Raw genomic sequence first — 25,029 nt, forward strand, 5'->3', positions numbered from 1 at the left:
CGTCAGTCGCGTGGGTCCGTGTCGGGGAGCGTGGGCGCGTCGGTCGGGTAGAGGCCGGCGGCGAAGCCGTACACCTGGTCCCCGGCGCGGGGGATCTGCGCGAACCGCCGGGCCAGTGCCTGCACCTCGGCCCAGAACTCGCGGACGTCCTCGATCGGGATGCGCGCGTGCACGAGTGTGCACCGCAGCTCGTCGGCGGCATGTGCGGCTGCCGATTCGGCGGCTGCCTCGGCGAGCCCGTTGATCCGGGACACCACCTGCTTGTCCTCCGCGCGGGTGAGCGCGCCGACGTAGTAGGTGCGGGCCACCCGCCCGTAGAAGCGCTCCTCGATCGCGCGTACCCGCCGGGTCCGCACCACGCGCAGCAGACCGGCGTCCACCAGTTGGTTCACGTGGTACGCCACGCTGCTCTTGGGCCGGTCGACGGCGCGGGCCATCTCGTTCACCGTGGCGGCGCGCTCCAGGAGCAGTTCGAGCAGCGTGCTCCGCAGGGGGTCGGCGAGCGCACGCAGCTGCTCCGGAGCGGTGACCACGAGCAGATCGTCGAGGTCGTAGTCCGGGACTCGCTCATTGACCGACATTTCTCGACCGTTCTAAGATTCTGGTTCGTTCGATAACTCTGGTCTGACAACTCAGGAGTGTAGTGATGGCCGAGATCGTGCTCTTCCACCACATTCAAGGGCTCACGGACGGCGTCCGCGCCCTCGCCGACTCCCTCCGGTCCGGCGGGCACACCGTGCACGTCCCGGACTTATTCGACGGCGAACGGCCGGCCACCATCTCCGACGGCGCCGCGCTGACCAAGCAGATCGGCGGCGACGTCCTCGACCAGCGCGCCGACGCGTACGTCGCCGGGATGCCCGCCGATCTCGTCTACGCGGGCGTCTCCTGGGGCGCCGCCATCGCCCAGCGGCTCGCCCAGACCCGGGCCGGCGCCCGGGCCGCCCTGCTCTACGAGGCCTGCCTGCCGGTGACCGGCGAGTGGGCGATCGGCCCCTGGCCCGACGGGGTGGCGGTGCAGGTGCACGGCATGGAGCAGGACCCGTTCTTCGGGCTGGAAGGCGACGTGGACGCCGCCCGCGAGCTGGTGTCGATCGTCGGTCCCGAGCGCGGCGAGCTGTACGTCTACCCCGGCGACCGGCACCTGTTCACCGACAGCTCACTGCCCTCGTACGACCCGGAGGCGACAGCGCTGGTGGTGAGCCGCAGCCGCGAACTGCTCGACCGGCTCGGCTGACGCGCCTACCCGTCACCGCGCAGCCGCGCCAACTCGGCCGCGTACTCGGCGTCGGTCAGCACCCCACGCTCGTACTGTCTGGTGAGCGCGTGGATGTCGCGCCGCTGGGCGGCGCTCGGAGCGGGCCGCCGGACCTGCTCCGGCTGGTCCGGACGGCCGGCGCGGACCGGATCCGGCGCCGGGCTCGCCGGCCTCGCCGGACCGCGCTGCTCCGCGGGCCGGGCATTCCGGTGGCACTCCCGCAGGTTCGCGAGGATCTCGTCGTAGTGCTCCGGCCAGGTGACCAGCCGGGTCAGCTCCAGGCGGAACGGCCGGACGATGGCGCCGGACTGGATCGGCGTCTGCACCGGCTCGCCGTCGATCCGCTCGATGACGATCGCGTCGCGTCCCATGTCCAGACCCGCTATCGAAGCCGTACCGCTGTGGATCTCCACGACCGACGCCCACGGCACTGTGGTCGTGCGGAGCAGCGAGCGCGCGCGTACGCCGACGGGGCTCACCCAGACGCCGAGCATCGCGCGGCGGACCGCGACGGCGAGGACGCCGGCGTTCCACACTCCGAGGACCACCGCCTCCCCTTCCAGGAGTCTGCCGCTGCGGAACCCGAACACGATGAGCACGAAGAAGCCGACCGCCAGCCCCGCCACGACCATGAAGCCGGAGGTGGTCAGGTCCAACGCGTACGGGCGCCGCCACACCGTCATGCCGTCAGAGTGACCGATCGTGTCCAGCGGTTCCGCGTGGAGTCAACGCCCTCGCGCCAACTCCGCGACCTCGGCGAGGCTCGCGACCCGGTCGCACTCGTCGTCGGTCAACGTGTTGACGAGTGCCTTGGCGGCCTGGGCCTGGGGAGTCGTCGGCAGGGCACCGGCCAGCAGGTCCGGCAGGACCAGCTCGTAGCCGACCCGCGCCCGGGGTGAGTAGCGGTGGCGGCTGCGAGTCACCGCCGTGGCGACGCGCAGCGCGTGCTCGTTGCCAGGCGGCACGTGCGGGCGGTCGCGCTCGCGGGCGCCGAACCGCATGCGGTGGCGGAATTCGCACGTCTCACACGTCGCCGGTCCGGCGGTCAGCCGTGCCCCGCAATCCGGACAGGTCAGCCGGTCCACCGCGCCGTCCACGGTCCGCCAGTCGTACGCCCCGGGGTCGTCGACGACGAGCCAGGCAAGCTCTCGCTCCTCTGGCGAATCCGGCGCCACGTCCAGCTCACCGCGCAGCCGCGCCCAGGCGTCCCGGATCTCGTCCTCGAGGCGCTCCACCGCGGCGGACAGCGCCGGGCTGCGCCACGGTCCCTCCACTGCGACCCGCTACCGGTACTGTGCGATCTGGATCAGGTTGCCGCAGGTGTCGTCGAACACCGCGGTGGTCACCGGGCCCATGTCGACCGGCTCCTGGGTGAACAGCACGCCGAGGCTCCGCAGCCGGTCGTGCTCGGCGGCCACGTCGTCCACCGCGAACTGCGTCAGCGGGATCCCGTCGCCCGCGAGCGCCTCCTTGAACGCCTTGGCGGCCGGGTGCGCGTCGGGCTCCAGCAGCAGCTCCACGCCGTCCGGGGCGTCGGGCGAGACCACAGTCAGCCAGCGGTACTCCCCGGTCGGCACGTCGGTCTTCTTCACGAAGCCCAGCACCTCGGTGTAGAAGCGCAACGCCTTGGCCTGGTCGTCGACGTACACGCTGGTGAGGTTGATTCTCATGGGTTCTCCTGGGTGGGTGCGTCGGGCCTGAGCCATCGCTCGGCGATGGACCGCAGCGGCCGGGTGTCGAGGTGGTGGAACTTGTAGCGACCCTGCCGCCGTGTGACGACGAGGCCGGCGGCCTCCAGGACGTCGAGGTGCTGCGAGATCGCCTGCCGGGACGAGCCGACCTGGTGCTTCGTGGCCAGCCGGCCGCAGATCTCGAACAGGGTCTGACCGTCGCGCTCGGTCAACTCGTCGAGGATCAGGCGGCGGGTGTGGTCGGCCAGCGCCTGGTACAGATCGCCCACGTCACCCACCATAGGCAAGTAACGGCTTGCCTATCAAGAGCGTTGCCCGCATCGGAGGACGTCATGCCCGGATACATCCTCACCGGCGCCCCCGGCTCCGGTAAGACAGCGATCCTGCGCCGGTTGGAGATCGACGGTCACCCCGTCGTGGAGGAGGCCGCGACCGACGTGATCGCCCTTCAGCAAGCGCTCGGGCGGCCCGAGCCGTGGCGGGAGCCGGACTTCGCCGAGCAGGTGCTGGATCTCCAGCGGAGACGTCGGCGCCGAGCCGAGATGTCCGGCGGCGACGTGGTGTTCCACGACCGCTCGCCCGTCTGCACGCTCGCGTTGTGCCGCCACCTGGGGCTGACGCCGCCACCCGCGCTGGTCGACGAGATCGAGCGCATGACGACCGAGCGAACCGTCTTCTTCGTACGGAATCAAGGCTTCGTCGAGTCGACAGCCGCGCGTCGGATCAGCTTCGAGGAGTCACTCGTCTTCGAACGGATTCACGAGCTGACCTATCGCGAGGCCGGATTCGACCTCGTCGACGTGCCGGCGGGCCCACTGGCCAACCGGGTGGCAGCGATAAAAGAGGTAGTTGATCGACTGCGTCGTTAGCGCAATCAATGCCCCTTGCCTTTCGGACCGACGCCGGTAACATCTGCATGTTTTGATCTACACGGGGAGGAAAGTCCACATGCAATGGAAGATTCCGGCCGGTGCCCTGGTGGCGCTGGCCTTTTTGATTCCGGCGGCGCCGGCGGCGGCGCAAACCGCAGCGCCCGGGCTCAACGAGTCCTGCCAGACGGTCGAACGCAAGGTGTACAAGGACTTCCGCGAACTTGTCACCATCGATCTGGACAACGCCACCGTTGCCGAACTGCGGCTGCTGGCGTACCGGCTGCTGGACGAGGCGCAGGCCGAATCGTTGCCCGTTCTGCCGGGCGAGATCGAGGAGCGACTGAAGGGCACCTCGGACGACCTTCGCGCCTACCTCAAGAACGTGCAGGATCGCTGGGCGACGGCCCTGCGCGTCAGGATCGGCCAGACGATGACGGGCGCCGGCCCCAACGTGCGGGCCGCCGCGCAGAAGGTGCTCGACAGCCCGTCCGTCGAGGCCTACCTCGCCTACCTGAACATCGGCCTGTACGAGGCTCGTGCGCTCGACTGCGCGTCCCAGCCGACGGCGACTCCGACGCCGTCTCAGCCCACGAGCACGCCGACCGCGACGCCCAGCGCCACGTCGACAGTCGTACCGCCGGTCACCCCCTCCGCGGGCGTGGGCGCGCCCGGCGGTGACGGTGGTGGCGAGGGCGGCGGGCTGCCCGTGACCGGCGCCGACACCGCGACCGTGGCCGGCATCGGCGGGGCGCTCCTGCTCATCGGCGGCGCCAGCTACGTCATCGGACGCCGACGTCGTTCCCGCTTCGTCGCATAGTTCCCTGTGGCGCGCCCAGCTCGATGCCTCATCGGGCTGGGCGCGCCGCGTTTTCCGGGTCGGGCAGAAGCACGTCGACCTCGCCGTCGACCTCGCCGGCTTCGCACGGGCGATGATCGCGATCGACCCGATGGTCGGGCCGGTCAAGGAGGGCATCCAGCGCGGCGTACCCCTGGCGCAGTGCGACGAACTGACCCGCCGGTCGATCGCGGAGCTGGCGACCGGATCGACGGCCGGGCCGTGACCGGCGGAGGACGACCCTGTGAGAACCTGTCGCGATGTCGCGTGCCCGCCTGGCGCTCACCGCCGGGGTTCTCCTGCTCGTCGCCTCCTGCATGCTGCCGTGTCTGCCGTTCCTGGACCTGTCCGGCATCTCGATGCCCTACCAGGATCCGACCCCCGAGATGCTGGAGAAGCAAGCCGCCGACATCGCCGCAGCCGAACGCAGACTGGCCATTTACGCGGCCGTCGCCGGCGCACTCGCCGTCATCGGCCTGGCAGCCGTCGTCTACGCCTTCACGCACCGACGTTCCCGTAAGGCCGGTCAAGGAAGCTAGATCCTCCGTCGGCTGATCGACGACTCCTGCGCCTCGCACATATGTACGATGTGCGGCCTTCGAAATTTTGACCTAGCGTGGCGACCGCCGCCGCGCCATTGGCCGTGGATTCGCGGCGGCGGTCTATTGCCCATCCCAGGTATTCGAGAAGGAGCAACGTGACAATCCTAGTAACCGGGGCGACCGGCAACGTGGGCCGCCAGGTGGTGTCCCGGCTGGTCCGGGCCGGACGAACGGTGCGGGCGATGACCCGCCGGCCCCAGACGGGCCTGCTGCCGCACGGGGTCGAGGTGGTCCAGGGAGACTTCGAACGTCCCGATACCTGGCGCGCGGCGCTGGACGGCGCGCAGTCCGTTTACCTTTTCCCCTTCGTCTACGGCGCGGCCGACAACGGTTTCCTCGACGAGGCGGTGAAGACCGGCGTCACCCGGTTCGTCGTGCATTCCGCGGCGGCGGCCGGGTTCCCACCCGGAACCGGCGGCGACGGCGTACTCGGGCGGCATCTGACCGAGGAGCGGGAAGCGCATCGCGGGCTGGAACTGCTTGTGGAGGCCACCGGCGCCGAGTGGACCCACGTGCGGCCCGGGCTGCTTGCCGTCAACGCGCTGCGGTGGGCCCACCGGATCCGGACCGAGCGGGTGGTGCGCGAGCCGTACGCCGGCGCCGGCTACCCGGTGGTCCACGAGGCCGACGTCGCCGACGTGGCGGTCGCGGCGCTGCTGACCGACGACCACATCGGTGCCGCTCAGACCGTCACCGGCCCGGCGAAGGTCTCGCAGGCGGAGCAGGTCGCCGCGATCGGCGCCGCCATCGGTACGCAGGTGCGGTTCGAGGAGATCGATCCGGCCGAGGCACGCACGCAGTGGCTGCGCGACGGCTACGACGAGGAGACCGCCGACTGGATGATCGCGCTGCTCGCCGACGCCGTCGACGGGACGGGCGCACTGCCGCCGACGGACACCTGTCTGCGGGTGACGGGGCGGCCACCGCGCACGTTCGCCCAATGGGCGAACGACCACGCCGCCGATTTCCGGCCCGAGGTGACGCGATGACGATCCTGGTCACTGGCGCGACAGGCATGGTCGGCCGACACGTCGTCGCCGAACTGATGAAGACCGGGCATCGGGTACGCGCGCTCACGCGGACACCGTCGGCGGCGGGCCTTCCGGCCGGAGTGGAGGTGGTCGGCGGCGACCTGACGGACCCGGCGTCCCTGGAATCGTCGCTGCGCGGCATCGAGAGGATGTACCTGTTCCCGGTCGGGCGTACGGCACGTGAGGTGGTTGTCGCCGCGAGGCAAGCCGGGGTACGGCGCATCGTCGTGCTGTCCGGTGCGCTGGCCGACACCGACGACAGCGAGGACGGATACCTGGCGGTCGAGCGTGCCGTCGAGGAGTCCGGTCTGGAATGGACGCACGTCCGGCCCGGCGAGTTCGCCGCGAACTGGCTGGACTGGGCCCCCTCCATCAAGGAACGCCGGGTGGTCCGCCGCCCGTACGGCGCGGCGCTGACCCAGCCCACCCACGAGGCGGACATCGCCGCGGTCGCCGCAACGGTGCTCGTCGAGGACGGCCACGCCGGCCGGACCTACACATTCGCCGGCCCCGAAGCGCTCACCACCGTCGCGCAGGTCGACGCGATCGGCGCCGCGATCGGCACCACCGTGCGGTTCGAGGATCTGGATCCGGTCGAGGCTCGGGCCGAGTGGATCAGCGACGGTTATCCGGAGACGTTCGTCGACTGGATCTTCGCCATGTGGGCCGAGTCCACGCGTAACCCCGCGCCGACGAACCAGCAGTGGGCAGACGCCGTCCCGCGCCTGATCGGCCGACCGGCGCGGACATTCGCGCAGTGGGCCAGGGACCACGCGGCCGACTTCCGGTAGACCCTCGTGGGACCTCGTGACTTGATCGGGGCACGAGGTCCCACGCGACCGTCCACCGCATTCGCAGCCGAACGCACCGACAGAGATCACCAAAATCGGGCTGCCGCTGTCGGCGCCGGCTGTCCGGGCGTCGAAGTCGCAGCGGGTGCACCGGTGGGTATGGGACGGCGGACCGCCCGACTGCACTCGGCACCGAGATCAACGGTGGTTTCCCGGAACGGCGGACCGAACGCCGGGGTGGGCACGATGCTGGAACCGAACGGCAGTCGATCGGCTGACACGTGCGGAGGTGGCAACGCATGCCCGACGATCCCCGATACCAGCAGGCCCTCGACACCGCGGAGCGCCTCCTCGGCGAACCGTTGACCCTGCCGCTGGCCGACGGGGAACCCGCGGTCGGTCAGGACTTCCGGCGGCTGGCGACCGAGCACACCTTCGGCGACTCGTGGCCGCGGCCGGGCCTGGACCTGCGGAGCCGCTGCCTGATCTCAGTGGCCGTCGCGGCGGCGCTGGGCACCCACGAGCCGCTGCGGGGGCAGTTGCGCATCGCGCTGACGTCCGGCGTGACCAAGGAGGAGATCGTCGAGCTTTTCATCCACCTGGAGGCGTACGCCGGGGCGGCCCGGGCGTTCGACAGCTACCAGGTGGCCACGGCGGTTTTCGGCGAGCACCGCTGACGACGTTGCCAGCACCCGTCAACGGGCCGTGACCTGGCCAGATGATGTGGTGGAGCCCAGGGGACTCGAACCCCTAACCCCTGCCTTGCAAAGGCAGTGCTCTGCCAGTTGAGCTAGGGCCCCGTGTCGGCGTTCAGCGCAGGTCGGGCGCAGTGGTCGCCTCGTGCCACAGGGCGCGCTCGTCGTTCGAGGCCTTGACCTTCTTGGCCACGACGGCGGCCACACCGACGATGCCGGCCAGGATCAGGAGCTTCTTGAACATGTGCTTGACCCCTCGCGCTCGACTACCGTCGGACGATGTGCGGTGGGGCTAGCTGGAATCGAACCAGCGACCTCAGAGTTATCAGCTCTGCGCTCTAACCGACTGAGCTATAGCCCCGCGTAGCGACGAGCTAGGTTAACCCATCGCCTCCACCGCGCCCAAATCGGGGGTACGTGGTGGAAGCACCCGCGCCATCTCGAACCTACCCGGACGCACGACGCCGGGGCGACCGCTTTACGCGGTGCCCCGGCGTCGGGTTGATCAGTCCCGCTCGGCGAGCGTCAGCTCGATCCCGCCGACCAGATCGGCGCAGACGTTGTAGACGAATGCGCTGAGCGTGGCCAGCGCGGTGAACAGCACGACGTTCACCAGGCCGATCAGCGACGACGTCAGGATCACGCCCTTCGCGGTGATCCGGAAGCCACCGCCACCCTGGCCGCCACCGGCGTTCACCAGGTCGGTCAGGCTGTCGTTGACGCTCTTGAACACACCCATCGCGTCGAGCGCCAGGTAGAGCACCGACGTCGCCACGACGACCACGATGAAGAGCACCACGGAGACCGCGAAGGCGAACTTCATCACCGACCACGGGTCGATCCGCTTCAGGTTCAGCCGGGCCCGTCGCGGTCCGCGCGACGCGGCCGAGCTGACCGAGGTACGCGCGGAGCGTACCGCCTCACCCACGCGCGCGGCCCCGACCGCTGCCGCGCCGCTGATGCCCGGCGGCAGGCCGCCTCCGTTGGCGGGCCGGGACTGACCGGCGGTGCCGGTGCCGCCCGGGCGCGAGCCGTCCGGCGAAGCCTTCGGGGCGGTGCCCAGGCCGGCGCCGATCCGCGGCTGCGTGCCGGTCGTCCCGGTCGAGGCCCGGCCGGTGGCCGGCGGCGTCTTGATCGACTGGGTGCTCGTGGCGTTCGCGGGCTTGCCGGCCGGAGCGGCCAGACCGTCGGCCGACGTCGGTGCGTCCACCTTGGTCTCGGCCGAATCCCGGGAACCGGAGTCCTCGGACGGCTTGTCCGGAGGCGGGGCCATGCCGGGAGCCCGGGTGAACTTCGGGGCAGGCGCGTCGGCGGGAACCGTGGCCCGGCCCACAGCCGCGCGGCCGGTCGCTGGTGTGCCGCCCTGTGCGGCCTCCTCCTCGACCGGGGTGGCCGAGGTCCCCTTGTTCCCCGACTTCGCCTGTGTCTCCGTCATCAACTAGTCCTGTTCGTCAGGCTCGTCGGCATTGCGAGCAATCGCCACGATAGTCACGCCGTCCGGGAGGTCCATCAGCTTGACCCCCATTGTGTTCCGGTCACGCGTACGGCGTACAGGCTTCACCGGAGTCCGGATGACGCCGCCGTTGCTCGTGATGGCGAACAGCTCGTCCTCCGGATCGATCACGACCGCGCCGACCAGGCCACCGCGTCGCTCGGTGATCTTCGCGGTCAGCACGCCCTTACCTCCCCGGCCCTGGACCGGGTATTCCTCGATCGGGGTACGTTTCGCGTAACCCCCGTTCGTCGCGACCAGAACGTCCAGACCCTCTCGCACCACCTCGACGGCGAGCAACTCGTCCTCGCCGCTGAAGCGCATGCCGATCACCCCGGAAGTCGCCCGGCCCATCGGGCGCAGCGCCTCGTCGGTGGCGTTGAAGCGGATCGCCTGGGCGTTCTTCGACACGAGCAGCAGGTCGTCCTCCGGAGCGACCAGTACCGCACCGACCAGTTCGTCCTCATCGCGCAGGTTGACCGCGATGATGCCGCCGGAACGGTTGGAGTCGAACTCCTCGAGCCGCGTCTTCTTCACCAGGCCGTTCTTCGTGGCCAGTACCAGGTAGGGGGCCACCTGGTAGTTCGGGATTTCAATGATCTGCGCGATCTGCTCGTCGGGCTGGAACGCGAGCAGGTTGGCCACGTGCTGGCCCTTGGCCACCCTACTGGCCTCGGGAAGCTCGTACGCCTTCGCCCGGTAGACCCGACCCTTGTTCGTGAAGAACAGGATCCAGTCGTGGGTAGAGCATACGAAGAAGTGGCTGACGATGTCGTCCTGCCGGAGCGTCGCCCCGCTGACGCCCTTCCCGCCGCGCCGCTGTGACCGGTAGAGATCGACCTTGGTCCGCTTCGCGTAGCCGGTGCGAGTGATCGTCACCACCACGTCCTCGCGGGCGATGAGGTCCTCCATCGAGACCTCGCCGTCGAACGGGACGATCTTCGTACGCCGGTCGTCGCCCCACTTCGCGACGATCTCGCCCAGCTCCTCCGACACGATCCGCCGCTGCCGCTCCGGCTTGGCCAGGATGTCCTTGAGGTCGGCGATCTCCAGCTCGAGCTTCGCCAGGTCGTCCAGGATCCGCTGCCGCTCCAGGGCGGCCAGCCGGCGCAGCTGCATGTCCAGGATCGCGGTCGCCTGAACCTCGTCGATGTCCAGCAACCGGATCAGGCCCTGCCGGGCGTCCTCGACGGTGGGCGAGCGCCGGATCAGGGCGATCACCTCGTCCAGGGCGTCCAGCGCCTTGGACAGACCACGCAGGATGTGCGCCCGCTCCTCGGCCTTGCGCAGCCGGAACGCGGTCCGCCGCCGGATCACCTCGATCTGGTGCTCGACGTAGTAGCGGATGAACTGGGCCAGGTTGAGCGTGCGCGGCACGCCGTCGACAAGCGCCAGCATGTTGGCGCCGAACGTCTCCTGGAGCTGGGTGTGCTTGTAGAGGTTGTTCAGCACCACCTTGGCGACCGCGTCGCGCTTGAGCACGAGCACGATCCGCATGCCGGTACGCCCGGAGGACTCGTCGCGGATGTCGGCGATGCCGGCGAGCTTGCCCTCCTTGATCAGCTCGGCGATGCGCTCGGCGAGGTTGTCCGGGTTGACCTGGTACGGCAGCTCGCTGACCACGAGCGCCGGCCGGCCCCGCTTGTCCTCCTCGACCTCGACCACGGCGCGCATCCGGATCGAGCCGCGCCCGGTCCGGTACGCGTCCTGGATGCCCGCCTGGCCGACGATCAGACCGTGGGTCGGGAAGTCCGGGCCCTTGACGATCTCGAGGAGGGCTTCCAGCGTGGTGGCCTCGTCGGCCTCCGGGTGCTCCAGGCACCACTGCACCGCCGCGCCGATCTCGCGCAGGTTGTGCGGCGGGATCTTGGTGGCCATGCCGACCGCGATGCCCTCGGAGCCGTTGATCAGCAGGTTCGGGATACGCGACGGCAGGATGGTGGGCTCCTTGGCCCGGCCGTCGTAGTTGTCCTGCAGGTCGACGGTGTCCTCGTCGATGTCCCGCAGCATCTCCATCGCCAGCGGGTCGAGCTTGCATTCTGTATATCTCATGGCGGCAGCCGGATCATTACCCGGCGAACCGAAGTTGCCGTTGCCGTCGACCAGCGGGTAGCGCAGCGACCACGGCTGTGCCATCCGGACGAGCGCGTCGTAGATGGCCGAGTCGCCGTGCGGGTGGAACTGGCCCATCACGTCACCGACGACGCGGGAGCACTTCACGTACCCGCGGTCCGGCCGGTAGCCGGAGTCGAACATGGCGTAGAGGATCTTGCGGTGGACCGGCTTGAGCCCGTCCCGGACGTCCGGCAGGGCCCGCCCGACGATGACGCTCATCGCGTAGTCGAGGTACGAGCGCTGCATCTCGACCTCGAGGCCGACCGGCTCGATCCGGTCGTGCTGGACGACCGCGGCCAGTGTCTCCGGGGTCTCCGGCTCGTTCGGGGTGGACTCGGGAGTATCGGTCACTGTTAACCCTTATCAGACTCTTCAGTCGTGGTCTCGCTGTGGATAACGGCTGTGGAAAGCGTTCAGGCTGTGGATAACTCTGTGGACTTCCGGGCCGGCCGGTGGATGTCCGGCCGGCCCGGGTGCGTCCGTCAGATGTCCAGGAACCGCACGTCCTTGGCGTTGCGCTGGATGAACGACCGGCGGGCCTCGACGTCCTCGCCCATCAGGACGCTGAACAGCTCGTCCGCGGTGGCGGCGTCGTCGAGCGTGACCTGGCGAAGCGTACGGGTGGCCGGGTTCATCGTGGTCTCCCACAGCTCGGGGTAGTTCATCTCGCCGAGACCCTTGAACCGCTGGATGTCGTCCGGGCGGGCGTTGGGCTTCTTCTGCTGGCGCAGGGCGATCAGCCCGTCGCGTTCCCGGTCCGAGTACGCGTACTGGGCGTCGTCGCCCTTCTTGTTCCACTTGATCTTGTAGAGCGGCGGGGCGGCCAGGTAGACGTGGCCCAGCTCGACCAGCGGTCGCATGAAGCGGAACAGCAGGGTGAGCAGCAGCGTCTGGATGTGCTGGCCGTCCACGTCGGCGTCGGCCATCAGCACGATCTTGTGGTAGCGCAGCTTCTCGATGTCGAAGTCGTCGTGGATGCCGGTGCCGAGCGCGGTGATCAGCGCCTGTACCTCGTTGTTCTTCAGCACCCGGTCGATCCGGGCCTTCTCCACGTTGAGGATCTTGCCGCGGATCGGCAGGATCGCCTGGACGCGCGGGTCGCGGCCCTGCTTGGCCGAGCCGCCGGCCGAGTCGCCCTCGACGATGAAGACCTCGGACTCGCGCGGGTCGGTGGACTGGCAGTCGGCCAGCTTGCCGGGCATCGAGCCGGACTCCAGCAGCGACTTGCGCCGGGCGAGCTTGCGCGCCTGCTGCGCGGCGATCCGGGCCCGCGCCGCCTGGGACGCCTTCTGGATGATGATCTTCGCCTCGGCCGGGTTGCGGTCGAACCAGTCGACGAGCGACTCGTTGCAGACCCGCTGCACGAAGCCCTTCACCGGGGTGTTGCCCAGCTTGGTCTTGGTCTGACCCTCGAACTGCGGGTCGGTGAGCTTGACCGAGATGATCGCGGCCAGGCCCTCGCGGATGTCCTCACCCGAGAGGCGCTCGTCGCCCTTGAGCAGCTTCTTCTCGGCGCCGTAGCGGTTGACGACGCTCGTCAGCGCGGCCCGGAAGCCTTCCTCGTGGGTGCCGCCCTCATGGGTGTTGATGTTGTTGGCGAAGGTGTAGACCGACTCGCCGTACGACTCGTTCCACTGCATGGCGATCTCGACCGACATGCCCGTCTCCTCGGCCCCGAACTCGACCACCGTCTTGTGGATCGGGCTCTTGGAGGCGTTGAGGTGCCGGACGAAGTCGGCGATGCCGCCCTCGTAGTGGAAGGTGACCTCGCGGGTCTTGCCGTCCTCGTCCTCCGGTACCCGCTCGTCGAGCAGGTGGATGGTGAGACCGCGGGTGAGGAAGGCCATCTCCTGCAGACGCCGGTAGATGGTGTGGAAGTCGAAGTCGACGGTCTCGAAGACGTCCGGGTCGGGCCAGAAGGAGACGGCCGAACCGGTGCGGTCGGTCGCCTCGCCCTTCTCCAGCGGCGTCGGCTTGGAGTGGTCGTACTGCTGGCGCCAGACGAACCCGTCCTTGTGGATCTCCACGGCCATCCTGGTGGACAGCGCGTTCACGACGGAGACGCCGACGCCGTGCAGGCCGCCGGAGACGGCGTACGCCTTGCCGTCGAACTTGCCGCCCGCGTGCAGCACGGTCAGGGCGACCTCGACACCCGGCTTCTTCAGCTTGGGGTGCAGGTCGACCGGGAAGCCACGGCCGTTGTCGGTCACCCGGACGCCGCCGTCGGCCAGCAGCACCACGTCGATGGTGTCGCAGTGCCCGGCCAGCGCCTCGTCCACCGCGTTGTCGACGACCTCCCACACCAGGTGGTGCAGACCGCGCTCACCGGTGGACCCGATGTACATACCGGGCCGCTTCCGGACCGCTTCCAGGCCCTCGAGCACGGTGATCGACTCGGCACCGTACTTCTTGTTGTCCTCCGCTGCCACGCTCGGCCACTTTCTCGCACCGGCCGCGCGTGGGCGCGGGGCGCGGGTTCGGCGGACAGGACGCGACGTCGGCGCGCATGGTCCGCCCCTGGGGTCGCCAGGCTCGGATCATGTGCGCCGGGCGCCGCGGTTGCCCGCGGATCGCGATCGGCTCGGACCCGGTACGGGACTATGATCGAGGGCTCATGAGGGCCCTGGTCCGTCGCTCCGTCTCGGGTCTTTCGTCTCGCCCTCAATCTTACTGTGCGGAGCCGACCAAACCGCCACTCGGCACCCTCTCCGGGGCGGCTGAGAATGCCGTAGCCGGACGAACCGCGCTGCCCACGACTCCCCCTACACGCCAACGGGGTGGTATCGCGCCACCGGCCACCGTGAGCCGCGACGGTCATCCGACCGGTGATCGGCAGCTGCCCCTACCGGGGGTCGCGGCCGGGCCCGGCGTGCCGTAGCTTTTGCGGCGCCGCCGTTGCGGTCTTGATCTTTTGCGCCCGGAACCGGGACGATCGTCGGAGATGGTCCGAAAACGCTTGGTGAGAGGTGACGCCAGATGGGGCTGGACAACGTCGCGGTGCACTGGCCGCGGACCGGCCGCTTCTACGATCCGGTCGCGCCGGCTGAGTTCGTGGACTTCGGCGAGATCGTGGACATGCCCCGGATCTCCGCGCCGACAGCGGCGCTCGCCGAGCTGATCGCGAAGACCGGCACGGTACGCGCAACCGCGTACACCGAGCTGGTCGACCTGATCCTCGGGCTGGAGAATGTGCTCTACGCCACGGAGAACGCGGTCGAGGACGAGGATCCGGTGATCGACCCGGACGGCTGCTCCTGGATCGCCGAGGGTGTGGAGAAGTTCGTCGCCCGGCACCGGCCGTACGGCGAGTCGGTCACGTTCGAGTCGGTGAGCGAGGTGCTGCGCGCGCTGCTCGGCGACGGGCGGCTGGCCGAGCAGCAGCTCCGCTGGCTGGACAGCCGCCTCGACCGGCTGCGGGACGAGAGCGGCGATCCGCCGCAGTGGAACTTCACCTGCGCCGAGCTGAGCGTGCTGGCGGCCTTCTACCGGCGCTGCGCGGAGCGGGGCTTCGCGGTCTACGCCGACGCCTGACCGGGCGCCGCAGCGCCGGGAGAGGACGTGGCCTGGTTGGCGGCCGCGATCACCTCGGTCAGCGCGGCGTGCAGGTGCCGCAGGTCGGCCGGCGGCAGGCCGAGGCGCTGCACGATGGCCGGCGGGATCCGCTCGGCCTGCGCACGCAGCGCCTGCCCGGCGGCGGTGAGCGAGACGGCCAGGCTGCGCTCGTCGGCGGCGTCGCGCTCCCGCCGGATGTAGCCGGCCGCCTCCAGGCGCTTGAGCAGCGGTGACAGCGTGCCGGGGTCGAGCTGGAGCAGCCGGCTCAGATCCCGGCCGGACAGCGGCGCGTGCTGCCAGAGCGCCAGCATCACCAGGTATTGCGGGTGGGTGAGCCCCATCGGCTCCAGCAGCGGCCGGTAGACCGCGACGACGCTCCGGGCGGCGACGGAGAGCGCGAAGCAGACCTGTTGCTCCAGCGCCAGCGGGTCCTCCTCGATGCCGTCGGCCACTCGCGTCCTCCTTGTCGTCGTTGCGATCGTCGCAATGGTTGGTGTACCAATTGTTTGTACACCAACCAGGAGGGGCGGACGGCGGGATGAGCGACGACGAGCAGGTGGGCGACGCCGCCGGCAAGGGTGGCCGCCTGTTGGGTTGGGTGTTCCGCAACCTCGCCGGCCCGTCCCAGGTGCAGGGTGCCGTGCAGGGCGGCTCGAAGCTGGCCCGCGACGCGTGGAAGGAAGACCTGGAACGCCGCAAGCAGTGGAGCCGGGAGCAGCGCGAACTCAAGCGCGCCCGGCGCGAGGCGCGGCGCTCGGGGGGCCTCGGTCAGCCGTAGGTGTCGCGGGGCCCGCGCCCGCGTACCCGTCGAGGGCCGCGCGACCACGACGGCGCCGCCGGCCCGTGGATGTGCAGCTTGCGCACCACGTTGTGGCCGACCTCCCGGGCGATCTGCTTCAACAGCGAGCCCGCCAGCAGGCGCAACTGGGTCGCCCAGGCCGTCGACCGGGCCTCCACCGTCAGCTCGCCGTCCTCCAGCTTGACCGGGCGGCTGTGCTGCGCGACCTCCGGGCCGACCACCTTCTCCCAGGCGCCGAACACTGTCGCCTCGGCCGCCGGCTGCTGCCAGCCCCGCGCCTTCATCAGCTTGTCCAGCACCGCGCCGAGCGGCTGCGGGTCGCGCGGATCCGGACCCGGGCCGGAGTAGCCGCGCAGCCGCTTCTCGCCGTCGCCGCGGACCGCGCCGCGCCGTCGCGGGGCCGCCGCCTGCCGCCGGGCCTTCGCCGCGTCGAGCACCGCCCGGGCCAGTTCCGGCCCGCTCGTGCCCTCCGGCAGGTTCGCGCCCGGCTCACCGTCCGCGGGCTTTCCGGGGGTACGCGCGTCGCGTCCCGGCCCGAGCCGTGCGGGCGGGAGCTGCACCTCGTCATCCGGCACGCCGCACCGTCCCCTCGCCCACCGCGTACCGGGTGCCGCGCAGCGTCGCCGGCACGTCGTCGTCCACCGCGCAGGTGACCAGGAGCTGGCTCGCACCGCCCACCAGCTCGGCCAGCCGTTCCCGCCGGCCGGTGTCCAGTTCGGCGAAGACGTCGTCGAGCACCAGCACCGGCTCGATCCCGTCGGCGCGCAGCAGGTCGTACCCGGCCAGCCGCAGCGCCAGCGCGTACGACCAGGACTCGCCGTGGCTCGCGTACCCCTTGGCGGGCAGCGGGCCGAGCGTCAGCGCCAGGTCGTCGCGGTGCGGGCCGACGAGCGTGGTGCCGCGCTCGATCTCGGCGGCGCGGTTCGCGGTGAGCGCGGCGGCGAGCGCCTCCGCCAGCGCCGCGCGGTCGGCACCGGGTTCGGGCAGCTCCACCGAGGGCCGGTACGCGATGCCCGCGGCGCCGCGGCCGGCCGCCACCGCGTCGTACGCCTTGGCCACGTGCGGGGTCAGCGCGGCCACCAGCTCCAGGCGCCCGGCGAGGAGGTCCGCGCCGTGCTGTGCCAGGTGCGCGTCCCACACGGCCAGCGTCGACAGGTCACCGCCGCGCGAACCACCGGTCTTCCGAGCGAGGTACGACGTACGCAGCAGCGCGTTGCGTTGTTTGACCACGCGCTCGTAGTCGGCCCGGACACCCGCGTAGCGGGGCTGGCGGGTGACCAGCAGGTCGTCCAGGTAGCGGCGGCGTTCCGAGGGGTCGCCACGGACCAGTTCCAGGTCCTCCGGCGCGAACAGGACCAGGCGCAGCGCGCCGAGCACGTCCCGGGCGCGCCGGGCCGGGGACCGGCCGAGCCGGGCCCGGTTGGCCTTGCCCGGGACGATCTCCAGCTCGACGAGCAGTTCCCGGCCCTCGTGCACCACGGCGCAGCGGATCACCGCCGAGGTGGCGCCCATCCGCACCAGCGGGGCGTCGGTGGCGACCCGGTGCGAATCCAGGGTCGCCACGTAGCCGAGCGCCTCGACCAGGTTGGTCTTGCCGACGCCGTTGGCGCCGACGAGCACGTTCGGCCCCGGCTCCAGGTCGACGCCGACGCGCTCGTACGAGCGGAAGTCGACCAGTTCGAGCCGGCGGACGTACACAGCCTGTGGATACCGGTCAGCGCTTGTGGACGGCGTGGCCGCCGAACTGCTGGCGCAGCGCGGCGACGGCCTTCATCGCGGGCGAGTCGTCCTGCCGGGAGGCGAACCGGGCGAACAGCGACGCGGTGATGACGTTGAGCGGCACGGCGAGCCGGACCGCCTCGTCCACGGTCCAGCGGCCCTCGCCGGTGTCCTCGGTGTAGCCGCTCAGCTCGGCCAGTTCCGGGTCCTCGTCGAGTGCCCGGTCCAGCAGGTCGAGCAGCCAGGAGCGGACCACGGTGCCCTCGCGCCACGACTTGAACACGCCGGGCACGTTCGTCACCAGCTCGGAGGCGGCGAGCAGCTCGTAGCCCTCGGCGTACGCGTGCATCAGGCCGTACTCGATGCCGTTGTGCACCATCTTGGCGTAGTGGCCGGCGCCGACCGGGCCGGCGTGCACGAAGCCGAACTCACCCTCGGGCTTGAGCGCCTCGAAGATCGGCATCAGGCGCTCGACGTGCTCCTGCGCGCCGCCGACCATCAGCGCGTACCCGTTCTGCCGGCCCCAGACGCCGCCGGAGACGCCGACGTCGATGTAGCCGATGCCCTGCTCGTTGAGCCGCTCCGCGCGCGGGGCGTCGTCGCTGAACCGGGAGTTGCCGCCGTCGATGATGATGTCGCCCTCGCCCAGCACACCGGCGAGCTCGTCGATGGTGGCGTCGGTGACGCCGGCGGGAACCATGACCCAGACCGCGCGGGGCGACTGGAGCTTCTCGGCAAGCTCGGCCAGGCTCGCGGCGTCGCTGATCTCCGGGTTGTGGTCGTAGCCGACCACCTCGTGCCCGGCGGCGCGCAACCGCTCCCGCATGTTGCCGCCCATGCGGCCGAGTCCTACCAGGCCGAGCTGCATCTGCTCCTACCTCCGTACGTCAGGGTCGTGCTGCTGCGGTCAGCGGGACACGCGAATCGGCATGATGAGGTACCGGTACCCCGGGATGACCTCGCCGTCCTCGCCTGCCGGGGAGATGACCGCGGGCTTGAACGCATCGACGAACCGGAGCAGGGCGTGCTGGGCGCCCAGGTTGGCCAGGCCGTCGATGAGGTACTGCGGGTTGAACCCGATGGTCAGCGGCTCGCCGCTGAAGGTGGCCTCCATGGCCTCGCTGGCCCGGGCCTCCTCGGTGCCGCCCGCCTCGACCACGAGACCGTCGGCGCTGAAGCTGAGCAGGACCGGGGTGGTGCGCTCGGCGACCAGCGCGACGCGCTTGACCACCTCGATGAGCGAGGAGACGGCGACGCGCGCCTCGGCGTTGTGGTCGGCCGGGAACAGCGAGCGCACCGGCGGGTAGTTGGCCCCGTCGAGCAAGCGGCTGGTGGTCCGGCGGGTGCCGCCGGAGAAACCGATCATGCCCTCACCGGCGCCGCCGGAGGAGAGCGCCATGGTGACGTGGCCGCCGAGCGGGCCGAGTGCCTTCGCGGTGTCGTGCAGCGTACGAGCCGGCACCAGCGCGTTGAGGCTGATCTCCGGGTCGTCCGGGTTCCACTCCATCTCGCGCAGCGCGAGGCGGTAGCGGTCGGTCGCCAGCATGGCCATCGTGCCGCCGCTCAGCTCGATGCGCACACCGGTCATCATCGGCAGCGTCTCGTCGCGGCCGGCGGCCACCGCCACCTGGGCCACGGCGGCGGCGAAGGCGGCGGCGTCCACGGTGCCCGCGCTCTCCGGCATCTCCGGGAGCGTCGGGTAGTCCTCCACCGGCATGGTGGGCAGCGTGAACCGGGCGCTGCCGCAGACCAGTTCGAGGTGGGCGCCGACGGCGGCGATGTCCACCGGCTTGGCCGGCAGGGCCTTGGTGATCTCGGCGAGCAGCCGGCCGGAGACCAGGGCGGCGCCGTCCGCGTCACCCTGCACCTCGACCGTCACCTGGCTGGAGACCTCGTAGTCGAAGCCGGAGACCTGGAGGTTGCCGTCGGTGACCCGGAGCATCACTCCGGCCAGCACCGGTACGGAGGGTCGGTTGGGCAGGCTCTTGGCGGTCCACGCGACCGCCTCGGCGAGCGCGTCGCGCTCCACTCGGAACTTCATCAATGCCTCCGCGTCGACGTCAGCGACAACTCTCTCATGCCGACCGCTGCCACCCGTCCCGCCCGACCGTGCGGGTACCCATCGCACCTTAAGGCGCTGGGGCATCGGCTGTGCGCCCGACCCCGTGGATCCAGGTGCCCGGGCGACTGCCGACGGCAGTGCTTCGGCCCGATCCACAGGAAGTCCAACGGTGATGATTGGTTTTTGTTGTTTAGAAGAGATAACTCATCGTCTTCATCGCACCTGTGCAAACTGTGGAGAACCGGCGTCCGCGCAGGTCAGACACGTTATCCACCGGTGGTTTGGCTGTGGAGAACCAGGGGTAGAACTCGTGTCCCGGTCCACAGCCCTCGCCAGCCGCCGGGTTTTCCACGGCTGTCCACCGCTAATCCACCGGTTTTCTCCCCAGCGCTGTGGACAGCGCCGCAGAGGTCCACAGCCGTCGTCCCCAGAACCTTCAACAGCCCGCCCACAGGCGACCCGCTGTCTGGGGACAACGGGACCGTCATCCCCAGGCGTCCACAGCGTCGTCCCCAGGAGTTGTCCACAGTCTGTGGGTAACCGGGCGAGTGCACAGTGTGGTTGTCCACCGCCTGTGACACAGGGGCTGTGGACAACGGGTACGAGCTGTGGACGAGCACAGGACAAATCCTGGGCCCTCTACCGGCTCGAGGGTCAACCGTCGCCGCTGTCGGCAACTTGCCACCCGCCGGCCGAGCCCTCCCGCAACACCCGCGCCAGGCCCCGCCGTCGCCGTTGCTCGCGTTGATCATGAAGTTGGCGGCATTTGGCGTCCGGTTTGTCACCGTCAACCTCATGATCGTCGGGGTCGAGGGTGCTCGCCTGACTGCGGCCGGTCCATCCTGAGGCTTGACGTTGAGCTTCCAAGATCTGCGGTGGTGTCCGCGCTGGCCAGGAGTCGGCCGAGGCGAGCGCCCCGCCCTCCTTGTTGACCAAGGAGTTTGGGGTGGGGATGACGTGTCTCCCGGACACAAACTCCTTGATCACCGCCGGGAGCAGCCGGAGCGTGGAGGGGAGCGCAGAGGGAGGGAGAGTCAGGTGTTCTGCTTGATGCGGTTCGTCAGCTCGGCGATCTGATTGTAGAGCGAGCGACGCTCTGCCATCTGCTGACGGATCTTGCGGTCCGCGTGCATCACTGTGGTGTGGTCCCGGCCGCCGAACGCCTGCCCGATCCGGGGCAGCGACAGGTCGGTCAGCTCTCGGCAGAGGTACATGGCCACCTGACGCGCGTTCACCAACACCCGGGAGCGGGAGTGGCCGCGCAGGTCCTCGAGGCTCACGCCGAAGTAGTCGGCCGTGGACACCATGATCTGGTCCGCGGTGATCTCCGGGCCGGCGCCGTCCGGGATGAAGTCCCGCAGCACCTCCTCGGCCAGCGACAGCTCTACCGAGGACCGGGTGAGGCTGGCGAAGGCGGTGACGCGGATCAGTGCCCCCTCCAGTTCGCGGATCGAGTTCGACACCCGCGAGGCGATGAACTCCAGCACGTCCGGCGGCGCGTACAGCCGCTCCTGCGCCGCCTTCTTCTGCAGGATCGCGATCCGCGTCTCCAGGTCCGGCGGCTGGATGTCGGCCAGCAGACCCCACTCGAAGCGCGTACGGAGCCTGTCCTCCAGCGTCGCCAGCTGCTTCGGCGAGCGGTCGGACGTGATCACGATCTGCTTGTTCGCGTTGTGCAGGGTGTTGAAGGTGTGGAAGAACTCCTCCTGCGTCCGTTCCCGGTTCTCCAGGAACTGGATGTCGTCGATCAGGAGGATGTCCACGTCCCGGTAGCGGCGCTGGAACGCGCTGGTCTTGTCGTCACGAAGCGAGTTGATGAAGTCGTTCGTGAATTCCTCGGTCGAGACGTACCGGACCGAGCGCGCGTTGCCGAGCGTCGTGGCGTAGTGCCCGATGGCGTGCAGCAGGTGCGTCTTGCCCAGCCCCGAACTGCCGTAGATGAACAGCGGGTTGTACGCCTTCGCCGGCGACTCGGCCACCGCCACGCTCGCGGCGTGCGCGAACCGGTTCGACGAGCCGATGACGAACGTCTCGAACATGTACTTCGGGTTGAGCCGGTTGCCGCCGCTCTCCGTACCGCCGGGGAGCCTGCGGTCGGCCTGGCCGCCGCCGGGACGGTGGTGGTCGGCGCCACCGCGGCCGGGGCCACCCCGACCGGGGCCGCTGTCAGTGGCGCCGTCGCGGGGCAGGCCGCGCATCGGCGCGGGATCGGCGGGGCCGGGGCTCTCCCGGTAGCGGGGCTCGTATCCGCCGGAGTCGGGGGCGGGCGGCTCGACCCGGCGCTCGTCGAAGGCGCGGCGCTCGGGCGCGGCGCGCACCGGCTCGGCGAACGCGGCGCTGAAGAGCGTGTCCTGCGCGTCCCGCCCGGACGGGATCAGATGGGGGCGGCCGCCGTCCGCGGTCCGCTGCCGGGGCGCCGGTTCGTCCGCCTGCTGCTCCGTGCGGGGATCCGCGTAGCCGGGCTCGGCGTACCCAGGCTCGGCGTAGCCGGACTCGGCATAGCCGGGCTCCGGGCGAGGAGACGGAAAGGGCGGGTTGGCCGTGGCCGGTCCGGGATGGTCGAAACCGGGCAGCGGGGCGGCGCCGTCGTGCTCGGGCAGCGGCTCGGGGCTGCTGCGGTAGACGGTGCCGGCCGGGCGGGCACCGGGGTCGTCGGCGACCCGTACGGTGACTGCCACCTGGATGGGCCGGCCGAGCCGACGGCTCAACGCCTCGGTGATGGCCGGGCGGAGCCGGGACTCGATCACGTCCCGGGTGAAGGCGTCCGGCACCGAGAGCAGCGCGGTGTCCTCGACGATCGCCCGTAGCCGGGTCAGCCGGAGGTACGCCCGTTGCTGCGCGGAGATGATCTCGTCGGCGAGTTCGTCGGTGGTCGCCGTCCACACCGCGGCAAGGTCGGTCGCTCCGGTCACCGTCGTGCCACCCCCTCGCCTGCTCCTTCTCACGCCCGCCCGGACGGCTGACCGGTCGTCATCCACAAGTTATCCACAGCCTGTGTACCGACCGATTGTGGCCGCCCACCGGACGCGGGTCGGACCTGCCCCCCTCGATCCACGGAGGCGTTGAAGCGGGTTCACCGTGCCGAACGATTCAACAGCGTGTCCGGTCTTGCCGATCGGCGACAAACCCCGGACCCCCGACGCCGACCGCAATCGCGCACGCTAACAGCGCGGACCCCACAGCATCAACCGGCGACACCCAGACGACCTTGGCAACATCAGTGAAAACCGCCCCTTCGGTCGCGCTTGCCCGCAGGTCGGACGCCGGAGTGTGACGTTTGACGGTCATTGCGCCCCTGCGTAGGCTGGAGCGGCTGCTCTCTCGCCCTCTGCTAGGGTGATTGATGCTTGCTGTCCGTGGCTGTCACTCCGCATCGCCGGGGAGCGTGTCACGGCAGCGCCGATCGGAGGTCACCGGCAGGTGATCTGGACCAGCACACGACCCCGGGCGATCCGCCGCGCGGGGCGTACGACAACGGAGAGCCTGACGTGAGCAAGCGCACCTACCAGCCGAACAACCGCCGGCGCGCGAAGACCCACGGCTTCCGGCTGCGCATGCGCACCCGTGCCGGCCGCGCCATCATCGCGACCCGTCGCTCCAAGGGCCGCACCCGCCTGTCGGCCTGACGCCGACAGGTCCGGTCCGGGGACGTGGGCAGTCGTGCTGGCCGCCGCGCAACGACTGCGGCGCAGTAGCGACTTCGCCGCAGCGGTCCGCGGTGGCCGACGCGTCGGCCGCGGTGCCGTCGTGGTCCACCTGACCCTCCCCGGATCGATCGGCACGACCGAGACACCCTCGCCGGAGCCGGCGCGAAGCAGCGGTGCGGAGATCTCCGCACCGAGCCGCGCCGGCTTCGTCGTGTCCAAGGCCGTCGGCGGCGCGGTGGTCCGCAACAAGGTCCGCCGCCGGCTCCGGCACCTGGTCCGCGAGCGGCTGGACGCGCTGCCCGCCGGGACCACCCTCGTGGTACGCGCGCTGCCCGCAGCGGCCGACGCGACGTACGCCCGGCTCGGCGCCGACCTGGACGCCGCCCTCGCCGCCGCGCGGTCCCCCCGGGGACGGCGGTCGCGGTGAACGGCCCGACGACGGCGACTCCGCCGCCCACAACCGGTGCCCGCATGCTGCTGGCGCCCATCATCGCGTACCGTCGGTGGATAAGTCCGGCACTGCCGGCCCGCTGTCGGTTCTACCCGTCGTGCAGTGCCTACGCCGTGGAGGCGGTGTCCCGGCACGGTGCGCTGCGGGGAGCCTGGCTGACGGTCCGTCGGCTGTCGCGCTGCCATCCCTTCCACCCTGGTGGACACGACCCGGTTCCGGAGCCGGGCGACCGCCGCCGTTCCGACGTGACTGGAGCCTGAGTGTTTAGTCTCGACTGGATCTACTACGCGATCTCGTGGATCCTGCTGGCCTGGCACTCGGCCTGGGACGCTATCGGAGTTCCGGTCGGGGCCGTACTCGGTACGAACTGGGCCTGGATCCTCGCCATCATCTTCCTGGTGGTGACGGTCCGGGTGATCCTGTTCCCGGTCTTCGTCAAGCAGATCAAGTCGCAGCGTGCCATGCAGGCGCTCCAGCCCAAGGTGAAGGAGCTCCAGGAGAAGCACAAGGGTGACCGGGAGACGCTCCAGAAGGAGATGATGGAGCTCTATCGGAAGGAAAAGGCCAACCCGCTCATGGGCTGCCTTCCGATGTTCCTCCAGATCCCTGTCTTCCTGGGCCTGTTCCACACGCTGCGCCGCCTCAGCCCGGACAACCAGGGCAAGACCCTGTACGGCTGGACTGTCGACCAGTTCAACAGCGCCTCGAACGCGACGCTCTTCACCGCGCCGATCTCCGGCAAGTTCGGCTCCACCGCCGAGGAACTGAGCCGGCTGGGCGCGAACACCGGCACGGTCAAGGTCGTCGCCGGCATCCTGGTGATCATCATGATCGCCACCACCTACCTGACCAGCCGTCAGATGATCCTCAAGACCGGGTGGGCAGAGGACCCGCAGCAGCGCATGGTGCAGCGACTGATGCTCTACGGCATCCCGCTGTCGCTGCTGATCTCGGGCGCGATCTTCCCGATCGGTGTGATCATCTACTGGGTCACGAACAACCTCTTCACGCTCGGCCAGCAGCAGTGGGTGCTGCGGAAGTTCCCGCCGCCGCCGACCGCGAAGAGCACCACCGCCGGCAAGAGCACCGCCGGCAAGGGCCCGGTGCAGCCGGCCAAGACCGGTGGCCTGTTCGGCCGCAAGGCGGCCCAGCCGCCGGCGAAGGCTCCGGCCGCCGCGCCGAAGGTGGCCGGCCCGAAGCCGGGCGCCAAGCCGGTCAACCCGAAGAAGGGTGGCAGCCGGCCCGCCAAGCGACAGGGCTGAGCCCACGGGGCCACCGTCGCGCGTCGGCGGTGGCCCGTTCCGGCCGCGTGCTGCCATCCGAGGAGTCGGCGCCGGGCTGGAATCGCCGCGCGAAGCGCGGACACGGGCGAAACTGGCCCGTACAGACGTGCCCGAGGGCACCCGGCGAACCTCCC

The 25,029-nt window shown here is 70.3% G+C and carries 29 protein-coding genes and 2 tRNA genes; 14 read left to right on the forward strand and 17 right to left on the reverse strand.

The window, feature by feature from the left end:
- Positions 1-2 precede the first annotated feature (2 nt).
- Positions 3-581: a winged helix-turn-helix domain-containing protein gene (locus O7607_RS12460; RefSeq protein ID WP_269703297.1), complete on the reverse strand. Its 579-nt coding sequence runs from the start codon at positions 579-581 to the stop codon at positions 3-5.
- A gap of 65 nt (positions 582-646) precedes the next feature.
- Between O7607_RS12460 and O7607_RS12465 the strand changes: the two genes are divergently transcribed.
- Positions 647-1,237, forward strand: coding sequence for a dienelactone hydrolase family protein (locus O7607_RS12465; protein WP_269703298.1), 591 nt, complete (start codon positions 647-649; stop codon positions 1,235-1,237).
- Positions 1,238-1,242: 5 nt separating this feature from the next.
- On the opposite strand, the gene O7607_RS12470 is transcribed toward O7607_RS12465, so the two are convergent.
- From O7607_RS12470 to O7607_RS12485, 4 genes are read right to left on the reverse strand one after another with little or no spacing between them, the layout of a single operon-like run.
- The gene (locus O7607_RS12470) at positions 1,243-1,941 is read right to left on the reverse strand and encodes a PH domain-containing protein (RefSeq protein ID WP_269703299.1); all 699 of its coding nucleotides are present in this window, start codon (positions 1,939-1,941) and stop codon (positions 1,243-1,245) included.
- 42 nt (positions 1,942-1,983) lie between these two features.
- Positions 1,984-2,532, reverse strand: coding sequence for a hypothetical protein (locus O7607_RS12475; RefSeq protein ID WP_269703301.1), 549 nt, complete (start codon positions 2,530-2,532; stop codon positions 1,984-1,986).
- A 9-nt stretch (positions 2,533-2,541) separates the two neighbouring features.
- Entirely contained in the window at positions 2,542-2,928 is a 387-nt protein-coding gene (locus O7607_RS12480; protein WP_269703302.1) for a VOC family protein, read from the reverse strand.
- The gene (locus O7607_RS12485; protein WP_269703303.1) at positions 2,925-3,230 is read right to left on the reverse strand and encodes an ArsR/SmtB family transcription factor; all 306 of its coding nucleotides are present in this window, start codon (positions 3,228-3,230) and stop codon (positions 2,925-2,927) included. The genes O7607_RS12480 and O7607_RS12485 overlap by 4 nt, the downstream gene beginning before the upstream one ends.
- A 51-nt stretch (positions 3,231-3,281) precedes the next feature.
- Here O7607_RS12485 and O7607_RS12490 point away from each other — a divergent pair, with 51 nt between their 5' ends.
- The 7 genes from O7607_RS12490 to O7607_RS12520 all read left to right on the forward strand — a co-directional run bounded on the left by O7607_RS12490 (position 3,282) and on the right by O7607_RS12520 (position 7,757).
- The gene (locus O7607_RS12490; RefSeq protein WP_269703304.1) at positions 3,282-3,818 is read left to right on the forward strand and encodes an ATP-binding protein; all 537 of its coding nucleotides are present in this window, start codon (positions 3,282-3,284) and stop codon (positions 3,816-3,818) included.
- 79 nt (positions 3,819-3,897) lie between these two features.
- On the forward strand, positions 3,898-4,638 hold the full coding sequence (locus O7607_RS12495; protein ID WP_269706958.1) for an LPXTG cell wall anchor domain-containing protein: 741 nt from the start codon (positions 3,898-3,900) through the stop codon (positions 4,636-4,638).
- Between the two features lie 112 nt (positions 4,639-4,750).
- Entirely contained in the window at positions 4,751-4,882 is a 132-nt protein-coding gene (locus tag O7607_RS12500) for a hypothetical protein (RefSeq protein ID WP_269703305.1), read from the forward strand.
- Positions 4,883-4,916: 34 nt separating this feature from the next.
- A complete protein-coding gene (locus O7607_RS12505) occupies positions 4,917-5,195 on the forward strand; it encodes a hypothetical protein (protein WP_269703306.1) in 279 nt (92 codons plus the stop codon).
- A 158-nt stretch (positions 5,196-5,353) separates the two neighbouring features.
- Positions 5,354-6,247: an NAD(P)H-binding protein gene (locus O7607_RS12510; protein ID WP_269703308.1), complete on the forward strand. Its 894-nt coding sequence runs from the start codon at positions 5,354-5,356 to the stop codon at positions 6,245-6,247.
- Complete coding sequence (locus tag O7607_RS12515; protein ID WP_269703309.1) at positions 6,244-7,080, forward strand: NAD(P)H-binding protein; 837 nt, start codon at positions 6,244-6,246, stop codon at positions 7,078-7,080. Before O7607_RS12510 ends, O7607_RS12515 begins: the two co-directional genes overlap by 4 nt.
- 299 nt (positions 7,081-7,379) lie before the next feature.
- Positions 7,380-7,757 (forward strand): carboxymuconolactone decarboxylase family protein, encoded by a 378-nt coding sequence (locus O7607_RS12520; protein WP_269703310.1) that lies wholly within the window; start codon positions 7,380-7,382, stop codon positions 7,755-7,757.
- 47 nt (positions 7,758-7,804) lie between these two features.
- Here the strand turns inward: O7607_RS12520 and O7607_RS12525 are convergent.
- The 6 genes from O7607_RS12525 to gyrB form a co-directional block, all read right to left on the reverse strand.
- Positions 7,805-7,880 (reverse strand) — tRNA-Ala (locus O7607_RS12525).
- Between the two features lie 10 nt (positions 7,881-7,890).
- Positions 7,891-8,019, reverse strand: a complete 129-nt coding sequence (locus tag O7607_RS12530; protein ID WP_013283222.1) for a DLW-39 family protein — start codon at positions 8,017-8,019, stop codon at positions 7,891-7,893.
- Between the two features lie 43 nt (positions 8,020-8,062).
- Positions 8,063-8,136 (reverse strand) — tRNA-Ile (locus tag O7607_RS12535).
- A 144-nt stretch (positions 8,137-8,280) separates the two neighbouring features.
- Positions 8,281-9,210, reverse strand: a complete 930-nt coding sequence (locus O7607_RS12540) for a DUF3566 domain-containing protein (RefSeq protein ID WP_269703312.1) — start codon at positions 9,208-9,210, stop codon at positions 8,281-8,283.
- Between the two features lie 3 nt (positions 9,211-9,213).
- Entirely contained in the window at positions 9,214-11,733 is a 2,520-nt protein-coding gene (gene gyrA, locus O7607_RS12545; protein ID WP_269703313.1) for a DNA gyrase subunit A, read from the reverse strand.
- A gap of 131 nt (positions 11,734-11,864) precedes the next feature.
- Entirely contained in the window at positions 11,865-13,811 is a 1,947-nt protein-coding gene (gyrB, locus tag O7607_RS12550) for a DNA topoisomerase (ATP-hydrolyzing) subunit B (RefSeq protein WP_269703316.1), read from the reverse strand.
- Between the two features lie 547 nt (positions 13,812-14,358).
- Between gyrB and O7607_RS12555 the strand changes: the two genes are divergently transcribed.
- Positions 14,359-14,913, forward strand: coding sequence for a hypothetical protein (locus O7607_RS12555; RefSeq protein ID WP_269703319.1), 555 nt, complete (start codon positions 14,359-14,361; stop codon positions 14,911-14,913).
- On the opposite strand, the gene O7607_RS12560 is transcribed toward O7607_RS12555, so the two are convergent.
- Complete coding sequence (locus O7607_RS12560; RefSeq protein ID WP_269703321.1) at positions 14,898-15,386, reverse strand: MarR family winged helix-turn-helix transcriptional regulator; 489 nt, start codon at positions 15,384-15,386, stop codon at positions 14,898-14,900. The genes O7607_RS12555 and O7607_RS12560 overlap by 16 nt on opposite strands.
- An 86-nt stretch (positions 15,387-15,472) precedes the next feature.
- On the opposite strand from O7607_RS12560, the gene O7607_RS12565 reads away from it, so the two are divergent.
- On the forward strand, positions 15,473-15,712 hold the full coding sequence (locus tag O7607_RS12565) for a hypothetical protein (protein ID WP_269703323.1): 240 nt from the start codon (positions 15,473-15,475) through the stop codon (positions 15,710-15,712).
- On the opposite strand, the gene O7607_RS12570 is transcribed toward O7607_RS12565, so the two are convergent.
- From O7607_RS12570 to dnaA, 5 genes are all read right to left on the reverse strand, one after another.
- A complete protein-coding gene (locus O7607_RS12570; RefSeq protein WP_442929479.1) occupies positions 15,703-16,308 on the reverse strand; it encodes a DUF721 domain-containing protein in 606 nt (201 codons plus the stop codon). The two genes, O7607_RS12565 and O7607_RS12570, sit on opposite strands and share 10 nt — an antisense overlap.
- Positions 16,298-17,431, reverse strand: a complete 1,134-nt coding sequence (recF, locus tag O7607_RS12575) for a DNA replication/repair protein RecF (RefSeq protein WP_269703325.1) — start codon at positions 17,429-17,431, stop codon at positions 16,298-16,300. Before recF ends, O7607_RS12570 begins: the two co-directional genes overlap by 11 nt.
- Positions 17,432-17,447: 16 nt before the next feature.
- Positions 17,448-18,320 (reverse strand): phosphogluconate dehydrogenase (NAD(+)-dependent, decarboxylating), encoded by an 873-nt coding sequence (gene gnd / locus O7607_RS12580; RefSeq protein WP_269703327.1) that lies wholly within the window; start codon positions 18,318-18,320, stop codon positions 17,448-17,450.
- A 39-nt stretch (positions 18,321-18,359) separates the two neighbouring features.
- Positions 18,360-19,493, reverse strand: a complete 1,134-nt coding sequence (gene dnaN / locus O7607_RS12585) for a DNA polymerase III subunit beta (RefSeq protein WP_269703328.1) — start codon at positions 19,491-19,493, stop codon at positions 18,360-18,362.
- 1,055 nt (positions 19,494-20,548) lie between these two features.
- Positions 20,549-22,426 carry a chromosomal replication initiator protein DnaA gene (dnaA, locus tag O7607_RS12590; protein ID WP_269703330.1) on the reverse strand — a complete coding sequence of 626 codons (1,878 nt, stop codon included), beginning with the start codon at positions 22,424-22,426 and terminating at the stop codon, positions 20,549-20,551.
- A 576-nt stretch (positions 22,427-23,002) separates the two neighbouring features.
- Between dnaA and rpmH the strand changes: the two genes are divergently transcribed.
- The 4 genes from rpmH to yidC are packed head-to-tail and all read left to right on the forward strand — an operon-like array spanning position 23,003 to position 24,874.
- A complete protein-coding gene (gene rpmH / locus O7607_RS12595) occupies positions 23,003-23,140 on the forward strand; it encodes a 50S ribosomal protein L34 (RefSeq protein WP_184680567.1) in 138 nt (45 codons plus the stop codon).
- A 34-nt stretch (positions 23,141-23,174) separates the two neighbouring features.
- Positions 23,175-23,588 carry a ribonuclease P protein component gene (rnpA, locus tag O7607_RS12600; RefSeq protein WP_269703333.1) on the forward strand — a complete coding sequence of 138 codons (414 nt, stop codon included), beginning with the start codon at positions 23,175-23,177 and terminating at the stop codon, positions 23,586-23,588.
- Positions 23,589-23,632: 44 nt separating this feature from the next.
- On the forward strand, positions 23,633-23,872 hold the full coding sequence (gene yidD, locus O7607_RS12605) for a membrane protein insertion efficiency factor YidD (RefSeq protein ID WP_013477538.1): 240 nt from the start codon (positions 23,633-23,635) through the stop codon (positions 23,870-23,872).
- Positions 23,873-24,874, forward strand: coding sequence for a membrane protein insertase YidC (gene yidC / locus O7607_RS12610; RefSeq protein WP_269703334.1), 1,002 nt, complete (start codon positions 23,873-23,875; stop codon positions 24,872-24,874). It begins immediately after the preceding gene.
- Positions 24,875-25,029 lie beyond the last annotated feature (155 nt).

It is taken from the genome of Micromonospora sp. WMMA1949 (assembly GCF_027460145.1).
Lineage (GTDB): Bacteria > Actinomycetota > Actinomycetes > Mycobacteriales > Micromonosporaceae > Micromonospora.

Bases quoted from the DNA above. Each gene is read 5' to 3' on its own strand.
- O7607_RS12460 (WP_269703297.1), bottom strand. From the start codon at position 581: ATGTCGGTCAATGAGCGAGTCCCGGACTACGACCTCGACGATCTGCTC.
- O7607_RS12465 (WP_269703298.1), top strand. From the start codon at position 647: ATGGCCGAGATCGTGCTCTTCCACCACATTCAAGGGCTCACGGACGGC.
- O7607_RS12470 (WP_269703299.1), bottom strand. From the start codon at position 1,941: ATGACGGTGTGGCGGCGCCCGTACGCGTTGGACCTGACCACCTCCGGC.
- O7607_RS12480 (WP_269703302.1), bottom strand. From the start codon at position 2,928: ATGAGAATCAACCTCACCAGCGTGTACGTCGACGACCAGGCCAAGGCG.
- O7607_RS12485 (WP_269703303.1), bottom strand. From the start codon at position 3,230: ATGGTGGGTGACGTGGGCGATCTGTACCAGGCGCTGGCCGACCACACC.
- O7607_RS12490 (WP_269703304.1), top strand. From the start codon at position 3,282: ATGCCCGGATACATCCTCACCGGCGCCCCCGGCTCCGGTAAGACAGCG.
- O7607_RS12495 (WP_269706958.1), top strand. From the start codon at position 3,898: ATGCAATGGAAGATTCCGGCCGGTGCCCTGGTGGCGCTGGCCTTTTTG.
- O7607_RS12500 (WP_269703305.1), top strand. From the start codon at position 4,751: ATGATCGCGATCGACCCGATGGTCGGGCCGGTCAAGGAGGGCATCCAG.
- O7607_RS12505 (WP_269703306.1), top strand. From the start codon at position 4,917: ATGTCGCGTGCCCGCCTGGCGCTCACCGCCGGGGTTCTCCTGCTCGTC.
- O7607_RS12515 (WP_269703309.1), top strand. From the start codon at position 6,244: ATGACGATCCTGGTCACTGGCGCGACAGGCATGGTCGGCCGACACGTC.
- O7607_RS12520 (WP_269703310.1), top strand. From the start codon at position 7,380: ATGCCCGACGATCCCCGATACCAGCAGGCCCTCGACACCGCGGAGCGC.
- O7607_RS12530 (WP_013283222.1), bottom strand. From the start codon at position 8,019: ATGTTCAAGAAGCTCCTGATCCTGGCCGGCATCGTCGGTGTGGCCGCC.
- O7607_RS12540 (WP_269703312.1), bottom strand. From the start codon at position 9,210: ATGACGGAGACACAGGCGAAGTCGGGGAACAAGGGGACCTCGGCCACC.
- O7607_RS12555 (WP_269703319.1), top strand. From the start codon at position 14,359: ATGGGGCTGGACAACGTCGCGGTGCACTGGCCGCGGACCGGCCGCTTC.
- O7607_RS12565 (WP_269703323.1), top strand. From the start codon at position 15,473: ATGAGCGACGACGAGCAGGTGGGCGACGCCGCCGGCAAGGGTGGCCGC.
- gnd (WP_269703327.1), bottom strand. From the start codon at position 18,320: ATGCAGCTCGGCCTGGTAGGACTCGGCCGCATGGGCGGCAACATGCGG.
- dnaN (WP_269703328.1), bottom strand. From the start codon at position 19,493: ATGAAGTTCCGAGTGGAGCGCGACGCGCTCGCCGAGGCGGTCGCGTGG.
- yidD (WP_013477538.1), top strand. From the start codon at position 23,633: ATGCTGCTGGCGCCCATCATCGCGTACCGTCGGTGGATAAGTCCGGCA.